Below are 23,157 nucleotides of genomic sequence, written 5' to 3'. Positions count from 1 at the left end.
GGGAGAATAAATAACTACTATAGCAGGCCGCTTTAATAAAAGTTGAGCATGTAGTGGCAATTAAAATAGAAAACTTATCTAAGCAGGATCTACCATAAAGCCAAGTATCTTATCGGCACCTTGAGTTTATTGTGGATTTTATATCTCGACTTTTGTGTTTTTAAGGTTTTTTATTTCTTTGATTGTGCTTTTTTATTATTTTAAAGGTGAGATTATGCTTGCAAGCAGTGTTTTGAAGTGTTAAAAATAGGGCTCACTGAACACACACATTTAGTAAAGATGATGCAAAATACACGTTTAATTACATTAAAACTAAACCTCTTACTGCTAGCGCACGTGAGCGGGGATTAGTGTATTTGCATTAAGTAAACACAAAAAACCCCGCAATATGCGGGGTTTTTTTTATCTCGCAATCAGGGTAGCTGAGAATTAAGGGCAGATTATGCAAGATCAAGATAAAGTATGGATTTTTGACACCACCTTACGTGACGGTGAGCAGGCGCTTAAAGCAAGCCTGACTGAAGAAGATAAAATCCAACTGGCGCATACCATTAGCCGCCTAAATGTGGATGTAATGGAAGTTGGCTTTCCGGTTTCAAGCCCTGCTGACTTTCGTTCAGTGCAACGTATTGCTACAGAAGTTAAAGGGCCAATTATTTGTGGTTTAGCACGTGCTGTTGCTAAAGATATCGAAGCTTGCGGTGAAGCCCTGCGTACAGCTCAACAAAGTCGTATTCATACATTTATTGCTACGAGTCCTTTGCATTTAGAACATAAATTACGCATGAGTTTAGATGACGCCACAGCCATGGCGGTTAAATCAATTAAACTTGCGCGTAACTATACTGATGATGTGGAGTTTTCATGTGAAGATGCTGGTCGAACGCCGCATTGGGATTTATGTAAAATAGTTGAGCAGGCAATTAATGCTGGCGCATCTACTATCAATTTACCAGATACAGTTGGCTATGTAACACCAGATGAATATGCGGCGATGATCCGTCATTTGATGAATAACGTGCCAAATATCGATAAAGCGCGTTTAAGTGTGCATTGCCATAATGATTTAGGTTTAGCGGTTGCTAATTCAATTGCTGCAGTACAAGCCGGAGCACGGCAAATCGAATGTACGATCAATGGCATTGGTGAGCGTGCGGGTAATTGTTCGCTTGAAGAAGTGGCGATGATCATGCAAATGCGTCAAGACCACTTAAAAGTGCATACTGATATTCGTAGTGAAGAAATTTACCGTGCGTCTCGCCAAGTGGCAAAAATTTGTAATATGCCGGTGCAGCCAAATAAAGCCATTGTCGGCGAGAATGCGTTTGCTCACAGTTCTGGCATTCACCAAGACGGCGTATTAAAAGCGCAAAATACCTATGAGATTATGTCGCCAGAAAGTGTCGGCGTGCCAAATAACCAACTAAACATGACCTCTCGTTCAGGGCGTCATGTTATTGAGCACCGCCTTGAAGAATTAGGCTATCAAAAGTCTGATTATGATATGGATAGCCTATATGAAAGCTTCTTAACCCTTGCCGATCAAAAAGGCACAGTGTATGACTATGATCTTGAAGCGATGATTTATTTTAATCAAATCAGTGATAAAGATGATAAATACCAATTAGAGTTTGTTAACTCAACATCTAACTCGCAATCAGTAGCAAGCTCTACAATCGGTATGACGATTAATGGTGAGTCTAAGCAAGAAGCGGCTACCGGTAATGGCCCTGTAGAAGCGTCATTCTTAGCGATTGAGCGTTTAACAGGCATGGCTGTTGAAATGATTGAGTTTAACCTAGAGGCCACCGGTGAAGGCGCCAGCTCTCTAGGGGAGGTAAATATAATCGCTAAATATGATGGTCGCCCTTATCACGGTGCAGGTATCGCAGCGGATGTGGTTGAAGCGTCAGTGCGCGCTATGATCCGCGTTTATAACTTAATTTATCGCGCACAAAAAGTGTCTGATTTAAAACAACAAAGGAAAGCAGGATGAGTCAATCAAATTACAGCGTTGCAGTATTAGCAGGCGACGGTATCGGCCCAGAAGTAATGGCAGCAGCAGAGCAAGTATTGGATGCTGTGAGCAGTAAATTTGGTTTTACTTTAACTCGTCATCATCATGCTATTGGTGGTGCTGCGATTGATCAATTTGGTAAAGCGTTACCTGATCAAACTCTAGCTGCCTGCGAAAGTGCTGATGCGATTTTATTTGGTTCAGTGGGCGGCCCTAAATGGGAGCACCTACCTGCCAATGAACAACCTGAGCGTGCTTCACTGTTACCGCTGCGTAAACACTTTGGCTTGTTTTGTAACTTACGCCCAGCGCAACTGTTACCAGCGCTAAGTGCTGCATCACCGCTGCGCGCTGATATTAGTGCACAAGGCTTTGATATTTTATGTGTGCGTGAGCTGACCGGTGGTATTTATTTTGGTGAAAAAGGCCGCAGTGGCGAAGGTGCTGAGGAATCGGCATTCGATACGCAAACTTATTCACGCAAGGAAATTGAACGTATCGCTCGTTTCGCTTTTGAAGCAGCAAAATTACGTAATAATCATGTAACCTCAGTTGATAAAGCGAATGTACTTGCTTCGAGCGTGTTATGGCGCGAAGTGGTTACAGAGGTAAGTAAGGACTATCCAGAAGTAAGCCTAGATTATATTTACGTTGATAACGCAGCAATGCAGTTAGTTAAGCAGCCAAGCCAGTTTGATGTGTTACTGTGTGATAACTTATTTGGTGATATTTTATCAGATGAATGCGCAATGATCACAGGCTCTATGGGCTTATTACCGTCAGCTAGCTTAAACCAATCAGGTTTTGGTATGTATGAACCAGCGGGTGGTTCAGCACCTGATATTGCTGGTAAAGGGGTCGCTAACCCTATTGCGCAAATTTTAAGTGCGGCGTTAATGTTACGTTATTCACTAGGCCAAGATGAAGCCGCGCGCAGCATCGAAAAAGCCGTTGCCGAAGCGGTTGAAGCTGGTGTAGGCACGCCAGATATCTATCCAAATGCGGGTTATACCACGCAGGATGTTGCCGCAGCGATTGTTGCTCGCATATAAAGCGAGCGGCTATTTAAACAATTATTCACTCGCTGCACCGTCACGCGGCGAGTCAAACTGATTAGGGGATCAGCAAGTGGCTCAAACGTTATACGATAAAATCTGGCAAGCACATGTTGTAGCTAGTATTAATGAGCAAACCGACTTACTTTATATTGACCGTCATTTAGTGCACGAAGTGACATCACCGCAAGCATTCGCAGGCCTTCGTGAGAAAAACCGTAAAGTACGTTGCCCAGAGAAAACCATTGCGACTATGGATCATAATGTCTCGACCAAAAGTCGTTCATTAGATGCTGCCAGTGAAGTATCTAAAAACCAATTAATGGCGCTTGATGCCAACTGTAAAGAGTTTGGCATTGTACTTTATGATTTAAATTCAATTAACCAAGGTATCGTGCATGTAATGGGGCCTGAGCAAGGGATCACCTTACCAGGTACGACGATAGTATGCGGTGATAGCCATACGTCAACCCATGGTGCATTTGGTGCACTTGCCCACGGCATTGGTACTTCTGAGGTTGAGCACGTCTTAGCAACGCAAACCTTGCAACAGAAAAAAGCCAAGTCGTTAAAAATCCAAATTAATGGCGTACTGCGTCCAACTGTTACGGCTAAAGATTTGATCATGGCGGTGATTGGCAAGCTAGGCACTGCCGGTGGTACGGGTTATGTTGCAGAATTTTGTGGTGAAGGCATTGAAGCGCTGTCAATGGAAGCGCGCATGACACTATGTAACATGAGTATTGAAATGGGCGCTAAAGCGGGTTTAATCGCTTCAGATCAAATTACTTATGATTACTTGAAAGGCCGTCCATTTGCTCCACAAGGTGATGATTTTGAAGCAGCAGTTGCTTATTGGGAAACTCTAAAAACGGACGAAGGCGCACAGTTTGACTTAGAAGTTGAGCTTGAAGCAAGCAGCATCCAGCCACAAATTACTTGGGGCACCAGCCCTGAGCAAGTTATTGGTGTTGATGAGTGTATTCCAGATCCAGACCAAGAGCCTGATTTAATTAAAGCGGATGCGATTCGCAGCGCACTTAAGTATATGGGCTTAACAGCCGGTGATAAGTTATCGTCAGCCACTGTAGATACGGTATTTATTGGTTCGTGTACCAACAGTCGAATTGAAGACTTACGAGCGGCAGCACACATTGTTGAAGGTAAGCAAGTAGCCCCAGGTGTTGAGGCGTTAATCGTACCAGGCTCTGGCCTTGTCAAAAAACAAGCCGAAGATGAAGGCTTAGCCGATATTTTCAAAGCTGCCGGCTTTGAGTGGCGTGAACCAGGTTGTTCAATGTGTTTAGCCATGAATGACGACCGTTTAGGTGCTGGCAAACGCTGTGCATCTACATCTAACCGTAACTTTGAAGGTCGCCAAGGCCGTGGTGGCCGTACACACTTAGTGAGCCCTGCAATGGCCGCTGCGGCAGCAATTCATGGTCGCTTTGTTGATATAAGAGGAGAAGCCTAATGAGCATTTTTTTTAGTGGCTTAATGGCCCCACTTGATAAAAACAATGTCGATACCGATCAAATTATTCCTAAGCAGTTTTTAACCTCAACCAGCCGTGATGGCTTTGATGCGGCGTTGTTTTACGATTGGCGTTATTTAGATAACGGCGAGCCAAACCCTGAGTTTATTTTAAATCGCCCCTGTTACCAAGGTGCGCAAATACTGCTAACTCGCGATAACTTTGGCTGTGGCTCATCACGCGAGCATGCACCATGGGCGCTTAAGCAATATGGTTTTGAAGTAATTTTAGCGGAAAGCTTTGCTGATATTTTCTTTAATAACTGCGGCAATAACCAAATGCTTGCGATTGCACTTCCTGCGCAAACATTGGAAGACTTATTTGTACTGAGCGAGCAACATGACGATATTCATATCGACATCGATCTTGAAAATCAGCAGCTTACCAGTAACAAGTTTGCACCAATTAGCTTTGATATTCGCAAAGACGTAAAAGAGCGTTTATTAAGTGGTTTAGATTTTATCGGCGTGACCGAAACCCTCAACCCACAAATCGACGCCTTTGAAGCAAAGCTTAACGCCGAGCGCCCTTGGCAGTAAAGGTTTACTCAATCATAGAATGAAACGCGGCTAAGGCCGCGTTTTATGTGGTTAATACATATAAGCAATCGTCAAGCCTAGTACAGCAAGTACACTACAAACAGTCATGTTAATCGTTTTAAGTCTTTTAAATTGATTAATTTTTGGGTCGTCTAGGGTTGAGAAAAAGCCACTTTTGAGTGATTCATGTAAATTAGCTGCAATAGCGGAGCGTGAGGTATCGCCGAGTGTATTAGCTAATTGCTCCCATTGTGCTGGGTATGCCTGTGATAAGTGTGTAAGCAGCGCATTATATTTACGGTTTTGTATAATAAATAGCGCACAAATTAAAATAAACGCCAATATAGGGTAATTTTCCATATTATCTCTCCCAATTTATTTCTTTTAAAAACATAAGTTTTTTTTCACTTAAGTTCAACAATGATGTTCGCTTTTGTTTTTCGTCCCGCTAACTTTTATCTCGCTTACTTATAGCTGAACTACCACTCACCGCGATTACTTCCTTTGTTTTTATTAACACGCTAAGCTGCTCCTTTATATTTTTAGGAACAGATTATGAGATTATTAACTGCGGCGACTCTATTACTGGCATCTGCGGCGGCGTTTGCACGCCCTGCGCCTTTGGTCTCTATTCCAAGCCATGATGGTTTTTTTAATAATATTGCTGCTCACTGTGGTAAAGCGTATGAAGGGACTGTAACGGTTGATAATGCCACTGGGCCGAGTTCATTTGCAGGTAAAAAATTGGTGATGCATTTGCGCCGCTGTAACGAGCGTGAGCTACAAGTGCCGTTTCATGTGGGTGATGATGCATCACGTACCTGGATCATAACTAAAACAGGCAGTGGTTTGAGCTTAAAGCACGATCATCGTCATAAAGATGGCACTGATGACGTATCAACCATGTATGGTGGTCACACCGTTGATGCGGGTTTTACTAATGTGCAATCATTCCCTGCGGATCAATATTCAAAAGAATTATTTGTTAGCCAAGGTATTCCGCAATCGATTGGTAATACATGGCAGATGTATATTTACCCTGAAAAATTCACTTACCGTTTAATTCGCCAAGGTCGTGAGTTTCGTGTGGACTTTGATTTAACCAAACCAGTTACACCACCTGCTGCACCTTGGGGTTATAAAGACTAGAAAGAAAAGCCTAGTCTTTTGTGGGCTCTGTCTCACATTGCAGAAATACCGTTAATGGTGGCTGATATTTACGAGGTTTGGTTGGAAAACGGTCATACTCTTGTACGCCATCAGTCACCTTTAACATAAACGAATTACCACGGCATAAGCGATTAGCATGGCGTAGTAAAAACACGCTTTGGTTTTTAAAGTGTTGATAGTCGTCAGACTGAATTTCTAAATGGTAGTTATTATTATCAATTTTAGTTTGGTAATAATGTACTTTTTCATCAAAATCATAGAGTTTTTCGGTCTCACCTTTTTCTGCTTGCGCCACAGTGCAGCTTGCCAATAGCGTTAAAATGCTGCTTATTTTTAAGCAATGCGCTATTTTTCCTGTCATAAACCTTGCACTCCATTATTGTATTGCACCATTGATTTCACTAAAGTGGTGCCTAAGTTATGATTTAAGTCTAACACCCAAAAAGGGAAAATGTGATGTTCAAACAAATTAAACAGCTTTTTTCGTCATTTAATGAACAGCAATCGACGATGCAAGAACATGATTTAAAAACGGCAATAGCTGCGTTACTGATTGAGGTAATGCGTGCCGATAGTGAGCAGCAAGCAGATGAGCTGCAAACGTTAGCATTGACTTTAAAAAAATATTTTAACTTAAGTGATGAAGACGTTGCACAATTAACAGAGCAAGCTGGCAAGAGTTTGGATGAGGCAATTGACTACTTTCAGTTTTCTAAACAAATTAATGCGCAATGCAACGCCGCACAGCGTATTGAAATAATTGAGCTGTTATGGCGTTTAGCTTATGCCGATGGTGAGCTTGATCCGCAAGAAGAGTATGTAATTCGTCGTGTTGCTAGTTTATTGTATGTAACTCACGAGGACTTTATCGCCGCAAAGTTAGCCGCGACAAAGCTCTCTTAGAGTCACCTTACTCATTTGCTCAGTTTACTCGTCACGCTTACAAGTTGTTGAGCTAGGCCAGCTACTTTTTCAGCTGTTACTGGGTCGCTAATGCGGCCTGTTTCATCTAATACAGTGTGAATTGCTGGTACAGCTAGTTGATCAGCTAACACTAGGCTACCAATACCCGATAAAATATCGCGCACATGGTTTAAGCCACGTAAACCGCCTAAGCCACCCGGCGATGAGGCGTATAATGCTGTTACCTTGTTACGAAATGCAGGAACCGCGCCTTGTTCGGTGCGTGATGCCCAATCAATGGCATTTTTTAATACCGCGGTGATCGAACCATTGTACTCAGGGCTGGCTAGTAAGATGCCATCCGCAGCACGTAATTTGTCTTTTAATAGCTGTGCGCCTTGAGGTGTACCTTGCGCTTCTATATCTTCGTCAAACATAGGTAAGTTTAAATCTGCAAGTTTGATCACTTCTACTTCTGCGCCGCTTTCTAATGCAAAGCGGGCTGCCTCATTGATCAATTTTTGATTAAAGCTGTCTTTACGCAAGCTGCCTGCTAAGGCAATAATTTTTGGTGCAGTCATAGTGTTCGCCTTAATGTTGGTTAAGTTATGATTAGTTTGTCTATAAGTTACTTTAGCAAATTTTTACTTGCAGAAAAGCCAAATAAACGCAAAACTTATGTGCATATATGCACAATCCAGTGAAAGGGCGAGTATGGCAATCCAATTTGATGACTGGCAAGATGTAAAAGTCGCTTATGAAGTGGCGCGACTCGGCACATTAACGGCCGCGGCCGAAAAGCTCAACGTGCACCACAGCACCGTACTTCGGCGGATCAATAATTTAGAACAAAGCTTAAACGCACGTTTATTCCATCGTCATGCCCGTGGTTATAAAGTGACAGAAATAGGCGCTAAGTTATTTACTGCGGCGCAATCTATCAACAGTGAACTTGAGCGCTTACATAACGATATTATTGCTGCAGACAGCACCTTGCGTGGCAGTTTGTTGCTTACAACAGTTAGCGGCTTTATTGATGTGTTAAGTGATGTATGCGAGCAGTTTCAAAGTTTGCATCCGCAGGTGCAATTAGAAGTCATACTTGATCAAAAACGCCTTCGCCTTGATCACGGCCAAGCACATATTGCTGTGCGCGCAGGGCCTCGCCCAGATGAAGGTGATTATATCGCTCAGCACTTAGCACATTTATCATCCGGGTTTTACGCCTCTAAACGTTATATAGATAAGTACGGGATGCCGAAAACTCTCAACCAGCTGCCACTGCATAATTTTGTTTCTGGGGTAGCGGGTTACAACGGTAAAGTACCTTACTTCGCTTGGGTTGATGAAAATATTCCTACTGAGCAAGTGAAACTCCGCGTTTCTGAAACCTCAGAAGCGACCCGAGCAATCGTAAAAGGCTTAGGGATTGGTGGTTTACAGCATGATGTTGCAGCGCAATACCCTGAACTGATCCCAGTATTGGCGAATGAACTTAATTGGCCGACTGACTTATGGTTAGTGACTCATCATTTAGTACATCGTACCGCTAAAGTGCAAGCGTTTAGTCAATTACTAAAAGCCTACTTCCAAGAGCGTAAATTAGGCTGATGTGGTATTGCAAAAACCTTGGAGATGCGATGCTTGCAAGTTCAGAGCTTGATAAAATTAAGCACAATGCAGGTAAGTTACCGCTATTTGTCCGTCATGTTGCGCCACATGGACTACATTGTGAGGTTATCGTGTATTTTCCGCCTGAAGCAAAAAGCGTGGCTAAACACTATTTAGCCACGCCATGTTTAATGCCAGATGAAAGTGCTTTAACGCCTCTTTAAATTTTGATTTACCAACTAAAATGATTTTTTTACTGCAATACCTAAGCGCTTTGCGAGCCTGACTAAATTAGCTCTATCTACATGCAAAGTGCGGGCGGTGGCGGCCCAATTAAAATCATGCTGCTCTAGTTGCTGGCTAATTAAATGATGAGTAAACGTGTCGGTGGCCTGCTTGAGTGATAAGTTACGACTATTGACTGGGTAAGTTAGCACTGGAGCAGAAGTTGTATGGTGCTTTGCTGAATCATGATTAGATAAAGCAGTTAGATTTAAATCACAATGCGCAGGGGTGATCGTGATAATAGCCTGCTGCCATTGCGCTTGTTTAGCTTTGAGAGCTGCACGGCTTATGACATGTTCAAGTTCACGCACATTTCCTGGCCAGTCATATTGAGTGAGCAAGAGTTGTGTTTCGACACTGAGTTTGAGTTGTTTTATTGCCAGTTTTCGAGCGGTTTGTTCAACAAAATAACCGGCTAATAGAATTACATCATTTTCACGCTCACTCAGTGGTGCAACAATGAGTGGATATACGCTGAGGCGATGATAGAGATCGGCTCTAAAACGACCTTCGGCTACTTCATTCTTTAAATTGCGATTTGTCGCAGCAATAACTCGCACATCCACGTATTTCACTTCATCTTCGCCTACCGTTTGAATTTCACCACTTTGTAATACGCGCAATAACTTGCTTTGCATAGCAAGAGGCAGTTCGCCAATTTCGTCTAAAAATAATGTGCCGCCATCAGCGAGTTGAAATTTACCTTGGCGGGCACTTTCTGCTCCAGTAAATGCGCCCTTAGCATGACCAAAAAACTCACTTTCGGCGAGGTTCTCGGGTAGTGACGCACAATTGAGGTGAATTAGCGGCTTTTCACTACGTTTAGAATGCAGGTGAATGTTGCGTGCCACCAACTCTTTGCCGACTCCGGTATCACCTTGGATCAGCACGCTAAATTCAGACGCTGCAACCAGTTTTATATCATTTTTAAGGGTTTGCATTGCACGGCTTTGACCAATGATTTCCACTCCATCGCGGGTCAGCGCTTCACGGTTTAGCTCTTGCACTAAGGCACTGCTATGTTGTGCATGACTTTGATATTGCTGCAATTGCAGTGTGGTGTGTAAATGCGCAGCACAAAGCGTGCTCAATTGAGTTAAGTGCTCAAGGCTTAAATTATCAAACGCACTCGCGTTGAGGCTATCAAGGGTCAGCACCCCGAGTAAATTTTCATTGTTATCAAATAATGGCATTCCCAAACAAGCGTGTACGGGGATATCCCCAGCTTTAGCACTGAGTAAACCATCATACGGATCTGGCATTGGGCAGTCGTGGGTAAATTGTAAAGGGTGTTTAGCATTACAAATAGCCTGTAGGCGCGGATGCTCTTTAATAACAAAGCGACGGCCTAAGGTATCAGGTGTTAGGCCATCAATTGCGTGTGGTTTTAATACATCCCCTTGTAGGGTCAGTAAGGCAATTGCATCACTTGGGATCAGCTGTTGAATGCAATCAATAAGCTGCTGAAAAGGTTCAACTTGAGTATTCACTTTGGCAAGCGTAATGGCAGCATTTAATAAGCGTTGATTATTTAGCATGTCAAAATGACTTAAGTGTGCTTATTTGATTTGTTTAAGGGTGAGTCATAATGACTTTTTTGTCAAGCTTGAATAGTGTAACTTAATGAAAAATATATAATTTAAATGTTGGCTTGGTCTGTGCAGTAGCATTGTTATACATGAATACATAAGTGAGCTTGTTATGTTAATGCCAGCATCTAATAACTATTACGAGGTATCTGTTGCCACAGATTTCTACTCTAAACTGTTAAGTGGCGCAAATATAGCGCTCGCTGTCAGTGCCTTAGTGATGATAGCCACGGTTTTATTGAGCTATCCGCTTGCTGAGCTACTGAGTATGCAATTACAAATTGTCGCGCATATAGCAACGATTATTGCCGCCACAATTTTAAAAATAAGTTATGTACTGCGCTGCATAGCACTTAATGGATTAGGAAAGGAGGTACGTTAATGCGACCAATCAATTTAACCGAGCCCATGCCAGAAAAAGTACGGGTGTACCAAGTGAGCCAATGGCCGTTATGGATGTTGGCGTTTCGACCCTATTTTTTAGGTGCTGGCTTATTGGCTGTGTTGTCGATTGGCTATTGGTTACTTATTTTAACGGGTCATGCTAGTTGGCGCCTAACTATACCAGCCACGCTCTGGCATGCTCACGAAATGATGTTTGGTTTTGCAGGTGCTGTTGCGGTGGGGTTTTTGTTAACCGCAGCACAAACCTGGACCGGGGTTGCGAGTATCAGCGGGAGTAAATTGATGCTACTAACCCTAGTGTGGCTGGCAGCCAGAGCTGCGTTTTTTATTACCGGTACTGGTATTGAAAACGTTAATTTGTATGCGGTGTTATTACTGCAATTACTGTGGTGGTTAGCAGCAATTACGGCGCTGGCTAACATGTTGCTTAAAGCAAATAACAAAAATAACTATCAATTTTTGCCGATTTTAAGCGCCTTGTGTGCGTTAAATATTATCTACTTATGGTTGGCTATCGAGCAGAGCATGCTGTTGGCACTTGCTGTTGTTGATACCGCCGTGTTGGTTATGACGTTGCTGGTAGGTGTGGTTGCGGGGCGAGTGCTGCCCTTTTTTACCGCTCGCGGTTTGGGCTTAGCTGAGCAAGTGCGTACTGGGCGTTTAGATAAAGTGCTGCTTTACAGCTCGTTATTTGCTGTTGCGCTTTATTTTATCAGCCAGTTATTTATACCGAGTGTTAATCCCGGTTGGGCATTGGCCGCTGTTGCTGTATTGCATTTAAGTCGCTCATTGTTGTGGTGGAATAATAAAATGCTCAAAGTGCCGTTACTCTGGTCGTTGCACTTTTCGTATCTAGCGCTTGGGGTTGGTTTGGTGTTGGTTGCACTGAGTTTTTATAGCCCTGTGATCTTATTTAAAGATGCATTACACATGATCACCATAGGTACGATTGGCATGATGATTCTAGCCATGATGACTCGCGTATCGCATGGTCATACTGGGCGTCCTTTAACTATCCCACATTTTATGGCTGTGGCGTTTGCTTTAGTGCTTGTTGCAGCGATTGTTCGTTCGTTATTACCCTTTGTTATTGGGCCACATATAGCGTGGCAGCTTAGCGCTGTGTTGTGGCTGGTGGCATTTTTATTGTTCTTGATCCATTGTATTCCTATCTTAACGCGGCGTCGTGTTGATGGGCGTCGTGGTTAATTGATGTTAGGAAGTCGTATGTTATCTGATAAAACCATTGCAATAGTTAAAAGCACCGTGCCTTTATTGGCAGAGGCGGGCACGGTCGTTACTGAGCATTTTTATAATCGCATGTTTAGCCATAATCCTGAGCTGCAAGATATTTTTAATATGGCGAATCAACGCAGTGGCCGTCAGCAATTTGCATTGTTTAATGCATTGGCAGCGTATGCGCAAAATATTGATAATCTGGCCGTGTTAAAAGAAGCACTAGCACGTATTAATCATAAGCATGCCAGTATGCATATATTGCCTGAGCATTATCCGATTGTTGGCGGGCATTTAATTGGCACGTTAAAAGAATTGATCCCAGCGCAATTTACACCTGAAGTTGAATATGCGTGGCGTGAAGCGTATGCATTACTGGCTGATATTTGTATCACTGAGGAAGCCGCACTATACGCGCATAGTAAAAATAATCACGGTGGCTGGTCAGGCACACGTCAGTTTATCATTGCGAAGAAACAAGCAGAATCAGAGTTAGTAACCAGTTTTACGTTAGTACCGGTTGATGGTAAAGCGGTAATAACCCATAAGCCAGGGCAGTATTTAGGCATTAAAGTGAAGCCCACTTATGCGCAGTATAGTGAGATACGTCAATACTCTATTTCTCAGCAAAGTAATGGTGAAAATTACCGCATTAGCGTGAAAAAAGAGTTAGTGCCAGCAGCGGGGATTGTATCTAATTACTTGCATTCACTTGATGAGGGCAGTGTGGTGGAGCTTTATCCACCGGCTGGTGACTTCTTTTTGCGGGCAAATAATAAACCTGTGGTACTAATTTCTGCGGGCGTTGGTCAAACACCGATGCTGGCAATGCTACAAACATTATTAAGTGATACATCGAATCAAGCGGTCACTTATTTACATGCGTGTGAAAATACCCAGCAACATTCATTTAGTCAATTTCTTGTGGAGCAAGCCGCGGCGCATACTCGGTTAAATCACTACACTTGGTTTAATCAAGGTGGCGAGGAGGCAGAATTTACTGGGTTGATGAATGTCAGCGCTGTTGCTAAGCAGCTACCGCTAGGAGAAGGGGATTTCTATATCTGTGGCCCAACGGGGTTTATGGCGGCAATTAAACAGCAGTTACTCGCGCTTGATGTTGATGCGGCACGTATCCATTACGAAGTGTTTGGCCCACATCAAGATATTTGATTAATCAAAACTTCAAGGCGCTAATAGCGCCTTTCTCTTAGAGTGCTTTATTGCTTTGTTGTGCTGCTAAAGCTTGATTTTGCCAAGTATTAAACAACTTTTGCTGTTTGTCGGATATTTTTAAACCATAGGTTTTTTGCATATAAAAGTAGGCATCTGCGATGCGCTTTCGTGCATAAAATGGTGGCTCTACTACTCTTTGTTTAAAGTCGACTTTTACTTGGCAGCGACCATATTGATTGGCATCCCCGGTGATCATGCCAAAGCGATAATTAGAGCGGTCGGCGTTTATCTCGCCAATTGCCGGTGCGAGGTTATTTATATCTGCTTCCATTTTACGAAATTGAGCACTGGTTTTAATACAATTTTTTCGGCCGCCATTTTGCCAACATTGTAGCTGGTGACCAAATTCCCACGCTGGAACAATGTGCTCCCATTCAATACGAGTAGCACGTGCATTTGGTTTACCTGAGCGAGTGACTGCGTTGCGAGGCACATAGCCACATGCAGTTGGATCGGGTACTAGTTTTTTGCCTTGGCGTTTTATATCACAACCACAGTAAAGGCTAGTGGCGTTTTCTGGTAAGGTTTTTATAAGGTGTTTTTTGGCACTTGCAAAGCGAGTAAATTGTTCAGCGTAGAGGTTAAAACTAAGGCAAGCCAAAACTAGCGCAAGCAGAAAATGCGACATATCCAATCACTTTAGTGAACTACAGGAAGCACTATTTTAGAGTGATCATTCAAATAGGTAAATCAGGTGAACGGAGTATGTTGATTAAAATACAATGATAAATAGCGCGAGGAAAATTGAAATACCTCGCGCTTATGTTTAACGAGTGCGGCGGCGCAAGCGGATATTTTGCAATAATAAAATAATACCAGTTATACAAAATAATACACTGGTGGCTGAAAAGCTGATCAGTAGAGGGTTGTTAAAGTCTTCACGCTCATCATAATCCATAATATGCAGCATCCAGAAAAAATCAAAGATTCGCCAAATTGTGCTGCGAACGGTAATAACTTTGCCACTATCTGCGTGTAAATATAATGTGGTACTGAAACTGTCGTCAAAAGTGACTTGCCAAATATTCTTTTTATAACCTACTTCTCTTGGGCCGGTTGATAGCTTAACTGCTTGGCTGGCTTGCGCATCTATTAGTAGATGCGCTTTCGCATTGGCGATAATTTGTGATTGTGTTGGAGCAACAAAAGGGCGCCCAGTAAGTCCATTAAAGCTGTAATCACCACTTTGGCCATGCACTGTAATGATTGGTGTTGTTAAAAAGTGCTCATAAGTTATTTGCTGTGGTCGAAGTACTTGGGACACAATGTTATCTAGCGATGCAGGGTAATCAGCTTGAGTAAATGGGTTATCTAATTGACGTGCAGCTAAGTGCTTTCCGTGTACTTTCTCAAGAGGGATGGCGCTCATCACTAAACCACCAAGCAACCATGCAAAAATTTGTAATGCCAATAAGTAACCTAACCATTTGTGGAGTTTGCGCGCATGTTTAAAAATGCGTTTATTCATTACTTCAGCCTGTTTGTTATTATTAGTGCGCTATTGTATAAATTATAGTGAGTTTGCCAATGTGGCAAATTGTCGCAGATAATAAAATCCACTGTTGATTTGGTATAAATGTAAAATTGGGTTAAAGTTTGCGTTGTTATTAACGCAGGGTAAAAATGAAACAATGTCGGAAATTCAATTTTTAAATGTAGATCTAGAGCTGGAATCAAAGCAAGATATTAGTTTGCTAGTTGCTGACTTAAAAAAGAGTGCTGTGGTTTTGCATTATGATAAAGATGAGTACCGTCAACTTGCACGTATTGAGTCTAAAGAAGATGTTACCTCGCCAGATAAAGCAATTAACCATTTATGTGAGTTGATTGAGTCGTGCTCGCGTAATGCATTAAAACAGTGGTTATCATGCTCAAGACGTACCTTTGATATTGGCTTTGAATCAGGCACTTCGCCAAAATGTTTTAATCAAGCGCTCAGTGCCGATACATTATTGCGTATCTCTGCGATTGGTGCAGGAATTGAAATTACGATTTATCCGCTGGCAAGCTAGCCTTTACGCACTACAACTGCTGCGGTCATTCTTGATACGCAGCATAATTCGCCACGACTATTGGTGATTTTTACTTCCCATACCGATGTTCGTTTGCCTAAATGCAGCGGTTTTGCAATTGCCGTTAATGTGCCATTACGCGATGCTTTTAAGTGATTAGCGTTGATCTCTTGGCCAACACAATAAAACTTCGTAAAATCAACTACAAAGTTTGCAGCGTAGCTAGCTACGGTTTCTGCAAGCACCACATTTGCTCCGCCATGTACCATGCCCATAGGATTGTGATGAGCTGGAATTGCAGGCATTGTAGCGGCTAAATAATCATCGCCAATTTCACTAATTTCAATCCCCATAGTTTTCATTAACGTGCCTTGGCCATTAATGCCTTCATCTAATGCTTTGCACTGCGCTAGGGTGATCGGTTGATACCAAATACTCATAAATCTGCCTCATTAAATTAGTGAGTTTTCAGTCTACACTTTTAAACATTTTTCTACAGTTAAGATCATAAAAATAGTTAAAATGTACCTTTATTGTGTATTTGTTAATAGGTTTAAAGCATGAAGTTAGGAGGACTTGGACTCGGTGCATTATTGTGTGTAAATGTGCTTACTCAGGCGCCAGCTATAGCTGCTACACAGCATCAGCTTGATTTGGGTGTTACCGACCTCGCCGGTTTTGATGAGTCATTTTTAGGAGCGCGTTATCGTTATTTTGCTGAAGATCTAGAGCCTCTAACTGGGCCATATGATCTTAAAGCCGACTTAAATAGAGTCAATAACTATGCTTTTGGTGGGTTTTCGAACGGTGATTTTAGTTATTTAAATACAGATGCAGCAGTGTATGGCCCCGAGGGGTTAGTTATGCAGGGCAGTCTGCAAAGAATCTCCGATGATAACAAGGATTGGCAAGATACAGCTTACTTAGTCAGTGCTGCACTTGGCAAGCAGATGAATGAGCAGCTACAACTTGGTTTTAACGCTTATTACAGTCGTGTTGAAAGCAATTGGCGGCAAGAGGTTAAGAATGTTGCAGTAGAGTGGACATATGCGCCCTATGTACGCTGGACAGATATCAATAAAAATCAAGGTTGGGATTTAGAATTAAAACAATTAGCAGGGCGTTATAAATATGTACGAGGTAAAGCTGTTTACTATGTTAATCAGGCTTGGTCAGTGGGGTTAATTGCTAATATACGCAATGAAAAGCATCTTAGTGACAACTATGAGTTACAAACACACTATTGGTTTAATCAGCATATAGCATTAAAGTTTGGCCTTGGCTCGGCGTTAGATTCTGAGAGTGATTTAAATAGCGTAAGCTTATTATTAACGGCGCGTTTATAGTCAATTTATATTTGCGATTTTCAGATAACTGTATATACTCACAGTTAAATGTACTGTATGGAAAACCAGTTGTATGCGCCCATTAACGAATCGCCAAGCTCAAATTCTCGAACTTATTAAAGTATTTATTAAAGATACCGGTATGCCGCCAACCCGTGCTGAGATTGCGCAAACGTTAGGCTTTAAAAGCGCCAATGCAGCTGAAGAGCATCTAAAAGCACTGGCTAAAAAAGGTGTTATAAAAATGAAGCCCGGCGCTAGCCGTGGTATTCAATTAGTTGAGGAAGATGAGCCTGAGCAGCTAGGTTTGCCGCTGATTGGCCGCGTCGCTGCTGGTGAGCCAATTTTGGCAGAGCAGCATGTTGAGAGTCACTGCCAAGTTGACCCATTATTATTTAAACCTGCTGCCGACTTTTTATTACGAGTGCAAGGCATGAGTATGAAAGACATTGGTATTATGGATGGTGATTTACTGGCAGTACATAGCACTCAAGTTGCTGAAAATGGCCAAGTGGTCGTTGCTCGTGTTGATGATGATGTAACAGTGAAGCGCCTTGAAAAAGCAGGTAAAAAAGTTTTCTTACATGCTGAAAATGATGAATTTGCACCAATTGAAGTGGATTTGGAGCATGAATCTTTCAATATTGAAGGGCTGGCAGTTGGCGTGATCCGTAACGCTGACTGGATGTAAACCTATTGCGCACCAAATTGGTGAAGTTTGGTGCTTTGAATTTTTTTTACTTCTTTAGTGGTTAAATTTAATACTTAGCTACGCTTCCCAAGCCCTTGCCAGCTCTACTTTAGGTTACTTTTTGGCTACTGCTACATCCCCTCCATTAGAAAATAACGCGCTGATTTTTAGTTGTTATTTATGCACCAAAAGAGAAATTTATTGCCCCTAAAACTTGCTAATTGTTCGTTTTTTAACTAATTGGTTAATACACTGTGTTAACAACTGTCTTTAAAAGTTGCGAGTTTCTGTAGTAAAAGCACTTTCTGAAGCAGGTTTGATCACCAGTTACAATAAAAAAATAACGAATTGGCGTGAAATAAAGTAGTGCCGCCTTTTCGCTTTGCGTCTTGCAATAGCATCAAAAGGAGCCGTCACATGGGTAAACTGAGCGCTACCTTGTGGCTTATATTACTTATGCTTCCGCAGCAATTGTTGGCGAATAGCCAATTTAATATGCGCGAAGGTGTAACCGATATAAGTAATAATGTTTATCAACTACACATGACTATATTTATAATTTGTTGTGTGATTGGGGTGATTGTATTTGCCGTTATGTTTTGGGCGTTAATACATCATCGTAAATCAAAAGGGGCTATTCCAGCCCAATTCCATGAAAGTACTAAAGTTGAAATACTTTGGACTGCTATTCCATTTGTTATTCTCATCGCGATGGCTGTGCCTGCGACTAAAACGTTGATTGCGATGGAGGATGCAAGTAAAGCTGATTTAACGATTAAAATTACAGGGTCACAATGGAAATGGCATTATGAGTACATGGGCGAAGGTGTTGCTTTTTACTCTATCCTATCAACTCCACAAGAACAAATAACCAATCAAGCGGATAAAACTAACACCTACCTTCTAGAGGTAGACAAACCTTTAGTCTTGCCAATCAATAAAAAAATACGCTTTTTGATGACCTCCGATGATGTGATCCACTCGTGGTGGGTCCCTGATTTTGCGGTTAAAAAAGATGCCAACCCGGGTTTTATCAATGAAACGTGGACGAAAATAAATGAACAGGGCATTTATCGCGGGCAATGCGCTGAGTTGTGCGGCAAAGACCACGGTTTTATGCCCGTGGTGGTGGAAGCTAAATCTGAGCAAGAATTTGCGACATGGCTGGCTGATGCTAAACAAGCTAAGCAAAAAGCAGCTGCTGCGGATGCGGCATTACTCGATCAAACATTACCTAAAGAAGAGTTAATGACGTTGGGTGAACAAGTTTACATGGCCAGTTGTGCAGCATGCCATCAACCAACAGGTATGGGGCTGCCAGGAGTGTTTCCTGCGCTGAAAGGCAATCCGGTGGTGCTTGGTGATATTAAAGATCATATTGATGTCGTACTACATGGCCGCCCAGGTACTGCGATGCAAGCATTTGCTAAGCAATTATCAATTAAGCAATTAGCGGCGGTTATTACTTACAAACGTAATGCGTGGGGTAATGATACCGGCGATGTTATTCAACCGAGTCAGATCCAAGCTGAGCTTGATGCAACATCGGAGGCTAAATAATGAGTAGCGTAACACAGCAACATGATAATACAGCTGCAGATCATGATGATGGCCATCATCACCCTGCTAAAGGGTTTAAGCGCTGGCTATTTACTACCAATCACAAAGATATTGGTAGCTTATATTTAATTTTCTCGCTCACCATGTTTTTAATTGGTGGCGCAATGGCAATGGTGATCCGAGCTGAATTATTTCAGCCAGGGTTGCAGTTAGTCGAACCACATTTTTTTAATCAGATGACCACAGTACATGGTTTGATTATGGTGTTTGGTGCGGTTATGCCAGCCTTTACAGGGCTTGCAAACTGGATGGTGCCACTGATGATTGGCGCACCAGATATGGCCTTGCCGCGCATGAATAACTGGAGTTTTTGGATCCTACCATTCGCGTTTTTAATTCTATTGGCGTCATTGTTTATGCCTGGTGGCGGACCTGCATTTGGTTGGACATTTTATGCACCGCTTTCAACCACCTACAGTAATGATAACACTGCGTTATTTGTGTTTGCTGTGCATATTATGGGGATCAGCTCAATTATGGGCGCAATAAATGTCATAGTGACCATAGTGAATATGCGTGCTCCAGGCATGACATGGATGAAACTTCCGTTGTTTGTCTGGACTTGGCTAATCACCGCATTTTTATTAATTGCAGTAATGCCAGTATTGGCAGGTGCGGTGACTATGGTACTCACTGATAAGTATTTTGCTACGAGCTTTTTTGATGCAGCGGGCGGTGGCGACCCTGTGATGTTTCAACACATCTTCTGGTTCTTTGGTCATCCTGAAGTGTACATCATGATTTTGCCTGCCTTTGGTATTATATCGACCATAGTGCCTACCTTTTCACGCAAGAAGCTATTTGGCTATGCTTCTATGGTTTATGCCACCTCCTCGATTGCTTTACTGAGCTTTATTGTATGGGCGCATCATATGTTTACCACAGGGATGCCCGTCGCCGCTGAATTGTTTTTTATGTATGCAACTATGCTGATATCAGTGCCAACGGGGGTAAAAGTATTTAATTGGGTAGCCACTATGTGGCGTGGTTCGATTAGTTTTGAAGTGCCGATGTTGTTCAGTATCGCATTTATCGTGTTGTTTACGATAGGTGGCTTTTCAGGCTTGATGTTAGCGATTACCCCTGCTGATTTTCAGTATCACGATACTTACTTTGTAGTAGCGCATTTTCACTATGTATTAGTCACTGGCGCGGTATTCTCAATTATGGCGGGGGCTTATTATTGGCTACCTAAATGGACGGGCAACATGTTTAATACCACCTTGGCGAAGTGGCATTTTTGGCTGTCGTTAGTGAGTGTGAATGTATTGTTTTTCCCTATGCATTTTGTGGGACTTGCGGGTATGCCAAGACGTATCCCTGATTATGCGCTGCAATTTGCTGATTTTAACGCAATTATAAGTCTTGGTGGCTTTGCCTTTGGTTTATCGCAATTACTGTTTGTGGTGGTGGTATTTAAGTGCGCCAGAGGTGGCGATAAAGTGCCTGCGAAAGTCTGGGATGGCGCTGAAGGATTAGAGTGGGAAGTAGATTCACCCGCGCCATATCATACCTTCGAAACACCGCCGGAGATCAAGTAATGAGCCATGCACCACTGCTTAAGCGTTTAGTGCTGATATGCCTAGGTATGTTTGCTTTTGCCTTTGCGTTGGTGCCGTTATACGACGTTTTTTGTGATGTAACCGGGCTCAATGGTAAACCATCGCTAGAACAAGCGAAGCAAAGCACCAGTATTAATGAAGCACGCGAGGTGGATGTGAGCTTTACTACCCATGCACAAAGTGGGGCACCGTTTGCGGTGCAATCAGCTGAATACAGTGTTGCAGTAAAGCCTGGGGCAATGCGCGAAGTAGTGTTTAAAGCAAAAAACCTCAGTAATGAAGATAAAGTTATGCAGGCGGTACCTTCAGTATCGCCAGGAAAAGCAGCCAAGTATTTACACAAAATGGCCTGCTTTTGTTTTGATCAACAGCCATTGAAAGCCGGTGAAGAGGTTGAGTTTAAGTTACTTTTTTACGTTGATACAGAGTTACCTGATGATGTAGAAGAGCTCACCTTATCTTATACCGTGTTTGATATTAGTAGTCAGTTAGTGGCTAGTAATTAGGAGCAAACGAGATGAATCAAAATTACGATAAATATTATGTGCCAGCACAAAGCCCGTGGCCTATTGTCGGCGCTGTGGCGATGTTTTTAATTGCTGTAGGCGCGGCACTGACGGTTATGCAGGCAAGCTCTGAAGCTGGCAATGGCCATTATATTCTTTACGCTGGTATAGCCATTTTGTTCTACATGCTGTTTAGTTGGTTTAAGAATGTGATTGAAGAATCACATCAAGGGTTATATTCAGCACAAATGGACCGCTCATTTCGCCAAGGAATGAGCTGGTTTATTTTCTCTGAAGTAATGTTTTTTATGGCCTTTTTTGGTGCCTTGTTTTATGCGCGAATGATCTCCGTTCCTTGGTTAGGTGGTGCGGGTAACAACGCCATGACTAATGAGGTTTTATGGCCAACATTTGAAGCAGTGTGGCCGTTGGTAACAACGCCTGCTGGGGGAACCACCCAAGCGATGGGCTGGCAGGGCTTACCATTAATAAATACATTAATCTTACTTTCCTCTTCGGTGACACTACACTTTGCGCATGTGGCAATGGAAAACAATAAACGTGGGCCATTAAAAGCTTTTTTAGGGCTCACTATTTTGCTAGGCGTTGTATTTTTAGGTTTGCAAGTAGCTGAGTATATTCACGCTTATAAAGACTTAGGGCTAACTTTAGATGCTGGAGTTTATGGCAATACGTTCTTCTTATTAACCGGCTTTCACGGCATGCACGTGACCCTCGGTACCATTATTTTGCTAGTGGTATTGTTTAGAATTTTAAAAGGTCATTTTAGCCCAGATAAGCATTTTGCATTTCAAGCTGCAGCTTGGTACTGGCATTTTGTTGATGTGGTTTGGTTATGTTTATTTGTGTTTGTATATGTGTTGTAGGGTTGGCATTGGGGTAGATGTAACCGAGTTTAAGTGCAGCAATTACAACGATAAGTACTAGGACGGAAAATAACACGCGGCGGCCTAAATAGTATGACATTGGCCGCCCATTATTTCGACCTGAGACCATAATAAATAATGCTCTAAATAAGTTAAAAAGTATAAACAATAACAACAGTACGATAATAATTTTAATAATCACTGGGTTCACCTTTATGCAGCTAATTTTATGGCGTAAACAAAAGCTTAGCTCAATTTTCATCGTTTGCGTGGTGATCGTTGTGGTAATGGTGTGTTTGCGATTAAGTTATTGGCAAGTTCAACGAGCACAAGCCAAAACACAGCAACTTACTCATATTGCCAGTGTGCAAGCTCAAGGGCTGATGCAATGGTCACAAGTGCAGGCATTGCCTAATGATTGGAATAAAACCGGCGTGCAGGCGACTTTAACTGGCAGGATAAACGGTGATGGTTATTGGTTATTAGATAATCAAGTGTATCAAGGGCAAGTTGGCTATGATGTGCTAATGCTATTTAAGCCTACTACTAGCAAGGTGCCTCTATTAATTAATTTTGGTTGGGTTAAAGCGCCGGTGTCACGAGAACAGTTACCGTCTATAACGCTACCGAGTAAACCTATCACAATCAATGTTCAACTCAAGCAGGGGAAGCTTAGTGGTTTCACCTTAGATAACGCAGCAATAAAACCTGAGGATGGCCGTTGGCCAAAGCGGGTACAAACCATTGATTTACAATTATTCACTCAACAAGCAGAACAAGCAATGGCTGATTTTATTGGTTATCGGCAAGGTTTAGGTGATGAGTTAGGTATACCGCATTATCAAGCTGTAGTAATGAGCCCGCAAAAGCATTATGGCTATGCTGTGCAATGGCTATTAATTGCTTTGGCATGTGTGGTGGTCACTGTTTTTGCGAGTAAAAGAAGGAATTAA

General features: G+C 42.4%; 27 protein-coding genes. 19 read left to right on the top strand and 8 right to left on the bottom strand.

Going from position 1 to position 23,157, the window contains the following annotated elements; genetic code table 11:
• The first annotated feature begins 442 nt into the window (after positions 1–442).
• From leuA to leuD, 4 genes are all read left to right on the top strand, one after another.
• Positions 443–1,996 carry a 2-isopropylmalate synthase gene (leuA, locus tag CWB85_RS08170; protein WP_016708988.1) on the top strand — a complete coding sequence of 518 codons (1,554 nt, stop codon included), beginning with the start codon at positions 443–445 and terminating at the stop codon, positions 1,994–1,996.
• Positions 1,993–3,069, top strand: coding sequence for a 3-isopropylmalate dehydrogenase (leuB, locus tag CWB85_RS08165; protein ID WP_016708989.1), 1,077 nt, complete (start codon positions 1,993–1,995; stop codon positions 3,067–3,069). Before leuA ends, leuB begins: the two co-directional genes overlap by 4 nt.
• A 76-nt stretch (positions 3,070–3,145) precedes the next feature.
• A complete protein-coding gene (gene leuC, locus CWB85_RS08160; protein ID WP_016708990.1) occupies positions 3,146–4,546 on the top strand; it encodes a 3-isopropylmalate dehydratase large subunit in 1,401 nt (466 codons plus the stop codon).
• Complete coding sequence (gene leuD, locus CWB85_RS08155) at positions 4,546–5,145, top strand: 3-isopropylmalate dehydratase small subunit (protein ID WP_016708991.1); 600 nt, start codon at positions 4,546–4,548, stop codon at positions 5,143–5,145. Before leuC ends, leuD begins: the two co-directional genes overlap by 1 nt.
• A 51-nt stretch (positions 5,146–5,196) precedes the next feature.
• Here the strand turns inward: leuD and CWB85_RS08150 are convergent, their stop codons facing one another.
• Positions 5,197–5,505 (bottom strand): hypothetical protein, encoded by a 309-nt coding sequence (locus CWB85_RS08150; protein ID WP_138554604.1) that lies wholly within the window; start codon positions 5,503–5,505, stop codon positions 5,197–5,199.
• A gap of 195 nt (positions 5,506–5,700) precedes the next feature.
• On the opposite strand from CWB85_RS08150, the gene CWB85_RS08145 reads away from it, so the two are divergent.
• A complete protein-coding gene (locus tag CWB85_RS08145; RefSeq protein ID WP_138554603.1) occupies positions 5,701–6,294 on the top strand; it encodes a hypothetical protein in 594 nt (197 codons plus the stop codon).
• A gap of 10 nt (positions 6,295–6,304) precedes the next feature.
• On the opposite strand, the gene CWB85_RS08140 is transcribed toward CWB85_RS08145, so the two are convergent.
• Positions 6,305–6,676 carry a hypothetical protein gene (locus tag CWB85_RS08140; protein WP_016708994.1) on the bottom strand — a complete coding sequence of 124 codons (372 nt, stop codon included), beginning with the start codon at positions 6,674–6,676 and terminating at the stop codon, positions 6,305–6,307.
• A gap of 95 nt (positions 6,677–6,771) precedes the next feature.
• Here CWB85_RS08140 and CWB85_RS08135 point away from each other — a divergent pair, with 95 nt between their 5' ends.
• On the top strand, positions 6,772–7,218 hold the full coding sequence (locus tag CWB85_RS08135; RefSeq protein WP_016708996.1) for a tellurite resistance TerB family protein: 447 nt from the start codon (positions 6,772–6,774) through the stop codon (positions 7,216–7,218).
• Between the two features lie 11 nt (positions 7,219–7,229).
• On the opposite strand, the gene CWB85_RS08130 is transcribed toward CWB85_RS08135, so the two are convergent.
• A complete protein-coding gene (locus CWB85_RS08130) occupies positions 7,230–7,799 on the bottom strand; it encodes an NADPH-dependent FMN reductase (protein ID WP_138554602.1) in 570 nt (189 codons plus the stop codon).
• A 133-nt stretch (positions 7,800–7,932) separates the two neighbouring features.
• Here CWB85_RS08130 and CWB85_RS08125 point away from each other — a divergent pair, with 133 nt between their 5' ends.
• Positions 7,933–8,829 (top strand): LysR family transcriptional regulator, encoded by an 897-nt coding sequence (locus CWB85_RS08125; protein WP_016708998.1) that lies wholly within the window; start codon positions 7,933–7,935, stop codon positions 8,827–8,829.
• 29 nt (positions 8,830–8,858) lie between these two features.
• On the top strand, positions 8,859–9,053 hold the full coding sequence (locus tag CWB85_RS08120; RefSeq protein WP_138554601.1) for a hypothetical protein: 195 nt from the start codon (positions 8,859–8,861) through the stop codon (positions 9,051–9,053).
• 15 nt (positions 9,054–9,068) lie between these two features.
• Here CWB85_RS08120 and norR read toward each other — a convergent pair whose 3' ends face one another.
• Positions 9,069–10,652, bottom strand: coding sequence for a nitric oxide reductase transcriptional regulator NorR (gene norR, locus CWB85_RS08115; RefSeq protein ID WP_138554600.1), 1,584 nt, complete (start codon positions 10,650–10,652; stop codon positions 9,069–9,071).
• Positions 10,653–10,815: 163 nt separating this feature from the next.
• Between norR and CWB85_RS08110 the strand changes: the two genes are divergently transcribed.
• The 3 genes from CWB85_RS08110 to hmpA are packed head-to-tail and all read left to right on the top strand — an operon-like array spanning position 10,816 to position 13,517.
• Complete coding sequence (locus CWB85_RS08110) at positions 10,816–11,085, top strand: hypothetical protein (protein WP_212748234.1); 270 nt, start codon at positions 10,816–10,818, stop codon at positions 11,083–11,085.
• Positions 11,085–12,317 carry an NnrS family protein gene (locus CWB85_RS08105; protein WP_138554599.1) on the top strand — a complete coding sequence of 411 codons (1,233 nt, stop codon included), beginning with the start codon at positions 11,085–11,087 and terminating at the stop codon, positions 12,315–12,317. The genes CWB85_RS08110 and CWB85_RS08105 overlap by 1 nt, the downstream gene beginning before the upstream one ends.
• A gap of 18 nt (positions 12,318–12,335) precedes the next feature.
• On the top strand, positions 12,336–13,517 hold the full coding sequence (gene hmpA / locus CWB85_RS08100; RefSeq protein WP_138554598.1) for an NO-inducible flavohemoprotein: 1,182 nt from the start codon (positions 12,336–12,338) through the stop codon (positions 13,515–13,517).
• A 37-nt stretch (positions 13,518–13,554) separates the two neighbouring features.
• Here hmpA and CWB85_RS08095 read toward each other — a convergent pair whose 3' ends face one another.
• Entirely contained in the window at positions 13,555–14,208 is a 654-nt protein-coding gene (locus tag CWB85_RS08095; RefSeq protein ID WP_138554597.1) for an endonuclease, read from the bottom strand.
• Positions 14,209–14,346: 138 nt separating this feature from the next.
• Positions 14,347–15,048 (bottom strand): hypothetical protein, encoded by a 702-nt coding sequence (locus CWB85_RS08090; protein ID WP_138554596.1) that lies wholly within the window; start codon positions 15,046–15,048, stop codon positions 14,347–14,349.
• 163 nt (positions 15,049–15,211) lie between these two features.
• Between CWB85_RS08090 and CWB85_RS08085 the strand changes: the two genes are divergently transcribed.
• On the top strand, positions 15,212–15,592 hold the full coding sequence (locus CWB85_RS08085; protein ID WP_029216163.1) for a hypothetical protein: 381 nt from the start codon (positions 15,212–15,214) through the stop codon (positions 15,590–15,592).
• Here the strand turns inward: CWB85_RS08085 and CWB85_RS08080 are convergent.
• Positions 15,589–16,032, bottom strand: coding sequence for a PaaI family thioesterase (locus CWB85_RS08080; RefSeq protein ID WP_138554595.1), 444 nt, complete (start codon positions 16,030–16,032; stop codon positions 15,589–15,591). The two genes, CWB85_RS08085 and CWB85_RS08080, sit on opposite strands and share 4 nt — an antisense overlap.
• Before the next feature lie 120 nt (positions 16,033–16,152).
• On the opposite strand from CWB85_RS08080, the gene CWB85_RS08075 reads away from it, so the two are divergent.
• The 6 genes from CWB85_RS08075 (at position 16,153) to CWB85_RS08050 (ending at position 22,204) form a co-directional block, all read left to right on the top strand.
• Complete coding sequence (locus CWB85_RS08075; protein WP_016709008.1) at positions 16,153–16,938, top strand: hypothetical protein; 786 nt, start codon at positions 16,153–16,155, stop codon at positions 16,936–16,938.
• 73 nt (positions 16,939–17,011) lie between these two features.
• A complete protein-coding gene (lexA, locus tag CWB85_RS08070) occupies positions 17,012–17,629 on the top strand; it encodes a transcriptional repressor LexA (RefSeq protein ID WP_016709009.1) in 618 nt (205 codons plus the stop codon).
• Between the two features lie 417 nt (positions 17,630–18,046).
• Complete coding sequence (coxB, locus tag CWB85_RS08065) at positions 18,047–19,189, top strand: cytochrome c oxidase subunit II (RefSeq protein ID WP_016709011.1); 1,143 nt, start codon at positions 18,047–18,049, stop codon at positions 19,187–19,189.
• Positions 19,189–20,790, top strand: a complete 1,602-nt coding sequence (gene ctaD / locus CWB85_RS08060) for a cytochrome c oxidase subunit I (protein WP_138554594.1) — start codon at positions 19,189–19,191, stop codon at positions 20,788–20,790. The genes coxB and ctaD overlap by 1 nt, the downstream gene beginning before the upstream one ends.
• Positions 20,790–21,317, top strand: coding sequence for a cytochrome c oxidase assembly protein (locus CWB85_RS08055; RefSeq protein ID WP_138554593.1), 528 nt, complete (start codon positions 20,790–20,792; stop codon positions 21,315–21,317). The genes ctaD and CWB85_RS08055 overlap by 1 nt, the downstream gene beginning before the upstream one ends.
• A gap of 11 nt (positions 21,318–21,328) precedes the next feature.
• Positions 21,329–22,204, top strand: coding sequence for a cytochrome c oxidase subunit 3 (locus tag CWB85_RS08050; RefSeq protein WP_016709014.1), 876 nt, complete (start codon positions 21,329–21,331; stop codon positions 22,202–22,204).
• On the opposite strand, the gene CWB85_RS23000 is transcribed toward CWB85_RS08050, so the two are convergent.
• Positions 22,104–22,466 carry a DUF2909 domain-containing protein gene (locus CWB85_RS23000; RefSeq protein ID WP_308700769.1) on the bottom strand — a complete coding sequence of 121 codons (363 nt, stop codon included), beginning with the start codon at positions 22,464–22,466 and terminating at the stop codon, positions 22,104–22,106. The genes CWB85_RS08050 and CWB85_RS23000 overlap by 101 nt on opposite strands.
• Here CWB85_RS23000 and CWB85_RS08040 point away from each other — a divergent pair.
• Entirely contained in the window at positions 22,420–23,157 is a 738-nt protein-coding gene (locus CWB85_RS08040; RefSeq protein WP_016709015.1) for an SURF1 family protein, read from the top strand. The genes CWB85_RS23000 and CWB85_RS08040 overlap by 47 nt on opposite strands.

Source organism: Pseudoalteromonas sp. S1727 (assembly GCF_005886375.1).
Classification (GTDB): domain Bacteria; phylum Pseudomonadota; class Gammaproteobacteria; order Enterobacterales; family Alteromonadaceae; genus Pseudoalteromonas; species Pseudoalteromonas haloplanktis.
This window is presented reverse-complemented; position numbering and strand designations above follow the sequence as displayed.

What these genes read in the sequence shown, in the direction of transcription:
- leuA (WP_016708988.1), top strand. Translation starts at nt 443, where the DNA reads ATGCAAGATCAAGATAAAGTATGGATTTTTGACACCACCTTACGTGAC.
- leuB (WP_016708989.1), top strand. Translation starts at nt 1,993, where the DNA reads ATGAGTCAATCAAATTACAGCGTTGCAGTATTAGCAGGCGACGGTATC.
- leuD (WP_016708991.1), top strand. Translation starts at nt 4,546, where the DNA reads ATGAGCATTTTTTTTAGTGGCTTAATGGCCCCACTTGATAAAAACAAT.
- CWB85_RS08150 (WP_138554604.1), bottom strand. Translation starts at nt 5,505, where the DNA reads ATGGAAAATTACCCTATATTGGCGTTTATTTTAATTTGTGCGCTATTT.
- CWB85_RS08145 (WP_138554603.1), top strand. Translation starts at nt 5,701, where the DNA reads ATGAGATTATTAACTGCGGCGACTCTATTACTGGCATCTGCGGCGGCG.
- CWB85_RS08140 (WP_016708994.1), bottom strand. Translation starts at nt 6,676, where the DNA reads ATGACAGGAAAAATAGCGCATTGCTTAAAAATAAGCAGCATTTTAACG.
- CWB85_RS08135 (WP_016708996.1), top strand. Translation starts at nt 6,772, where the DNA reads ATGTTCAAACAAATTAAACAGCTTTTTTCGTCATTTAATGAACAGCAA.
- CWB85_RS08130 (WP_138554602.1), bottom strand. Translation starts at nt 7,799, where the DNA reads ATGACTGCACCAAAAATTATTGCCTTAGCAGGCAGCTTGCGTAAAGAC.
- CWB85_RS08125 (WP_016708998.1), top strand. Translation starts at nt 7,933, where the DNA reads ATGGCAATCCAATTTGATGACTGGCAAGATGTAAAAGTCGCTTATGAA.
- CWB85_RS08120 (WP_138554601.1), top strand. Translation starts at nt 8,859, where the DNA reads ATGCTTGCAAGTTCAGAGCTTGATAAAATTAAGCACAATGCAGGTAAG.
- norR (WP_138554600.1), bottom strand. Translation starts at nt 10,652, where the DNA reads ATGCTAAATAATCAACGCTTATTAAATGCTGCCATTACGCTTGCCAAA.
- CWB85_RS08110 (WP_212748234.1), top strand. Translation starts at nt 10,816, where the DNA reads ATGTTAATGCCAGCATCTAATAACTATTACGAGGTATCTGTTGCCACA.
- CWB85_RS08105 (WP_138554599.1), top strand. Translation starts at nt 11,085, where the DNA reads ATGCGACCAATCAATTTAACCGAGCCCATGCCAGAAAAAGTACGGGTG.
- hmpA (WP_138554598.1), top strand. Translation starts at nt 12,336, where the DNA reads ATGTTATCTGATAAAACCATTGCAATAGTTAAAAGCACCGTGCCTTTA.
- CWB85_RS08095 (WP_138554597.1), bottom strand. Translation starts at nt 14,208, where the DNA reads ATGTCGCATTTTCTGCTTGCGCTAGTTTTGGCTTGCCTTAGTTTTAAC.
- CWB85_RS08090 (WP_138554596.1), bottom strand. Translation starts at nt 15,048, where the DNA reads ATGAATAAACGCATTTTTAAACATGCGCGCAAACTCCACAAATGGTTA.
- CWB85_RS08085 (WP_029216163.1), top strand. Translation starts at nt 15,212, where the DNA reads ATGTCGGAAATTCAATTTTTAAATGTAGATCTAGAGCTGGAATCAAAG.
- CWB85_RS08080 (WP_138554595.1), bottom strand. Translation starts at nt 16,032, where the DNA reads ATGAGTATTTGGTATCAACCGATCACCCTAGCGCAGTGCAAAGCATTA.
- CWB85_RS08075 (WP_016709008.1), top strand. Translation starts at nt 16,153, where the DNA reads ATGAAGTTAGGAGGACTTGGACTCGGTGCATTATTGTGTGTAAATGTG.
- lexA (WP_016709009.1), top strand. Translation starts at nt 17,012, where the DNA reads ATGCGCCCATTAACGAATCGCCAAGCTCAAATTCTCGAACTTATTAAA.
- coxB (WP_016709011.1), top strand. Translation starts at nt 18,047, where the DNA reads ATGGGTAAACTGAGCGCTACCTTGTGGCTTATATTACTTATGCTTCCG.
- ctaD (WP_138554594.1), top strand. Translation starts at nt 19,189, where the DNA reads ATGAGTAGCGTAACACAGCAACATGATAATACAGCTGCAGATCATGAT.
- CWB85_RS08055 (WP_138554593.1), top strand. Translation starts at nt 20,790, where the DNA reads ATGAGCCATGCACCACTGCTTAAGCGTTTAGTGCTGATATGCCTAGGT.
- CWB85_RS08050 (WP_016709014.1), top strand. Translation starts at nt 21,329, where the DNA reads ATGAATCAAAATTACGATAAATATTATGTGCCAGCACAAAGCCCGTGG.
- CWB85_RS08040 (WP_016709015.1), top strand. Translation starts at nt 22,420, where the DNA reads ATGCAGCTAATTTTATGGCGTAAACAAAAGCTTAGCTCAATTTTCATC.
- CWB85_RS23000 (WP_308700769.1), bottom strand. Translation starts at nt 22,466, where the DNA reads ATGAAAATTGAGCTAAGCTTTTGTTTACGCCATAAAATTAGCTGCATA.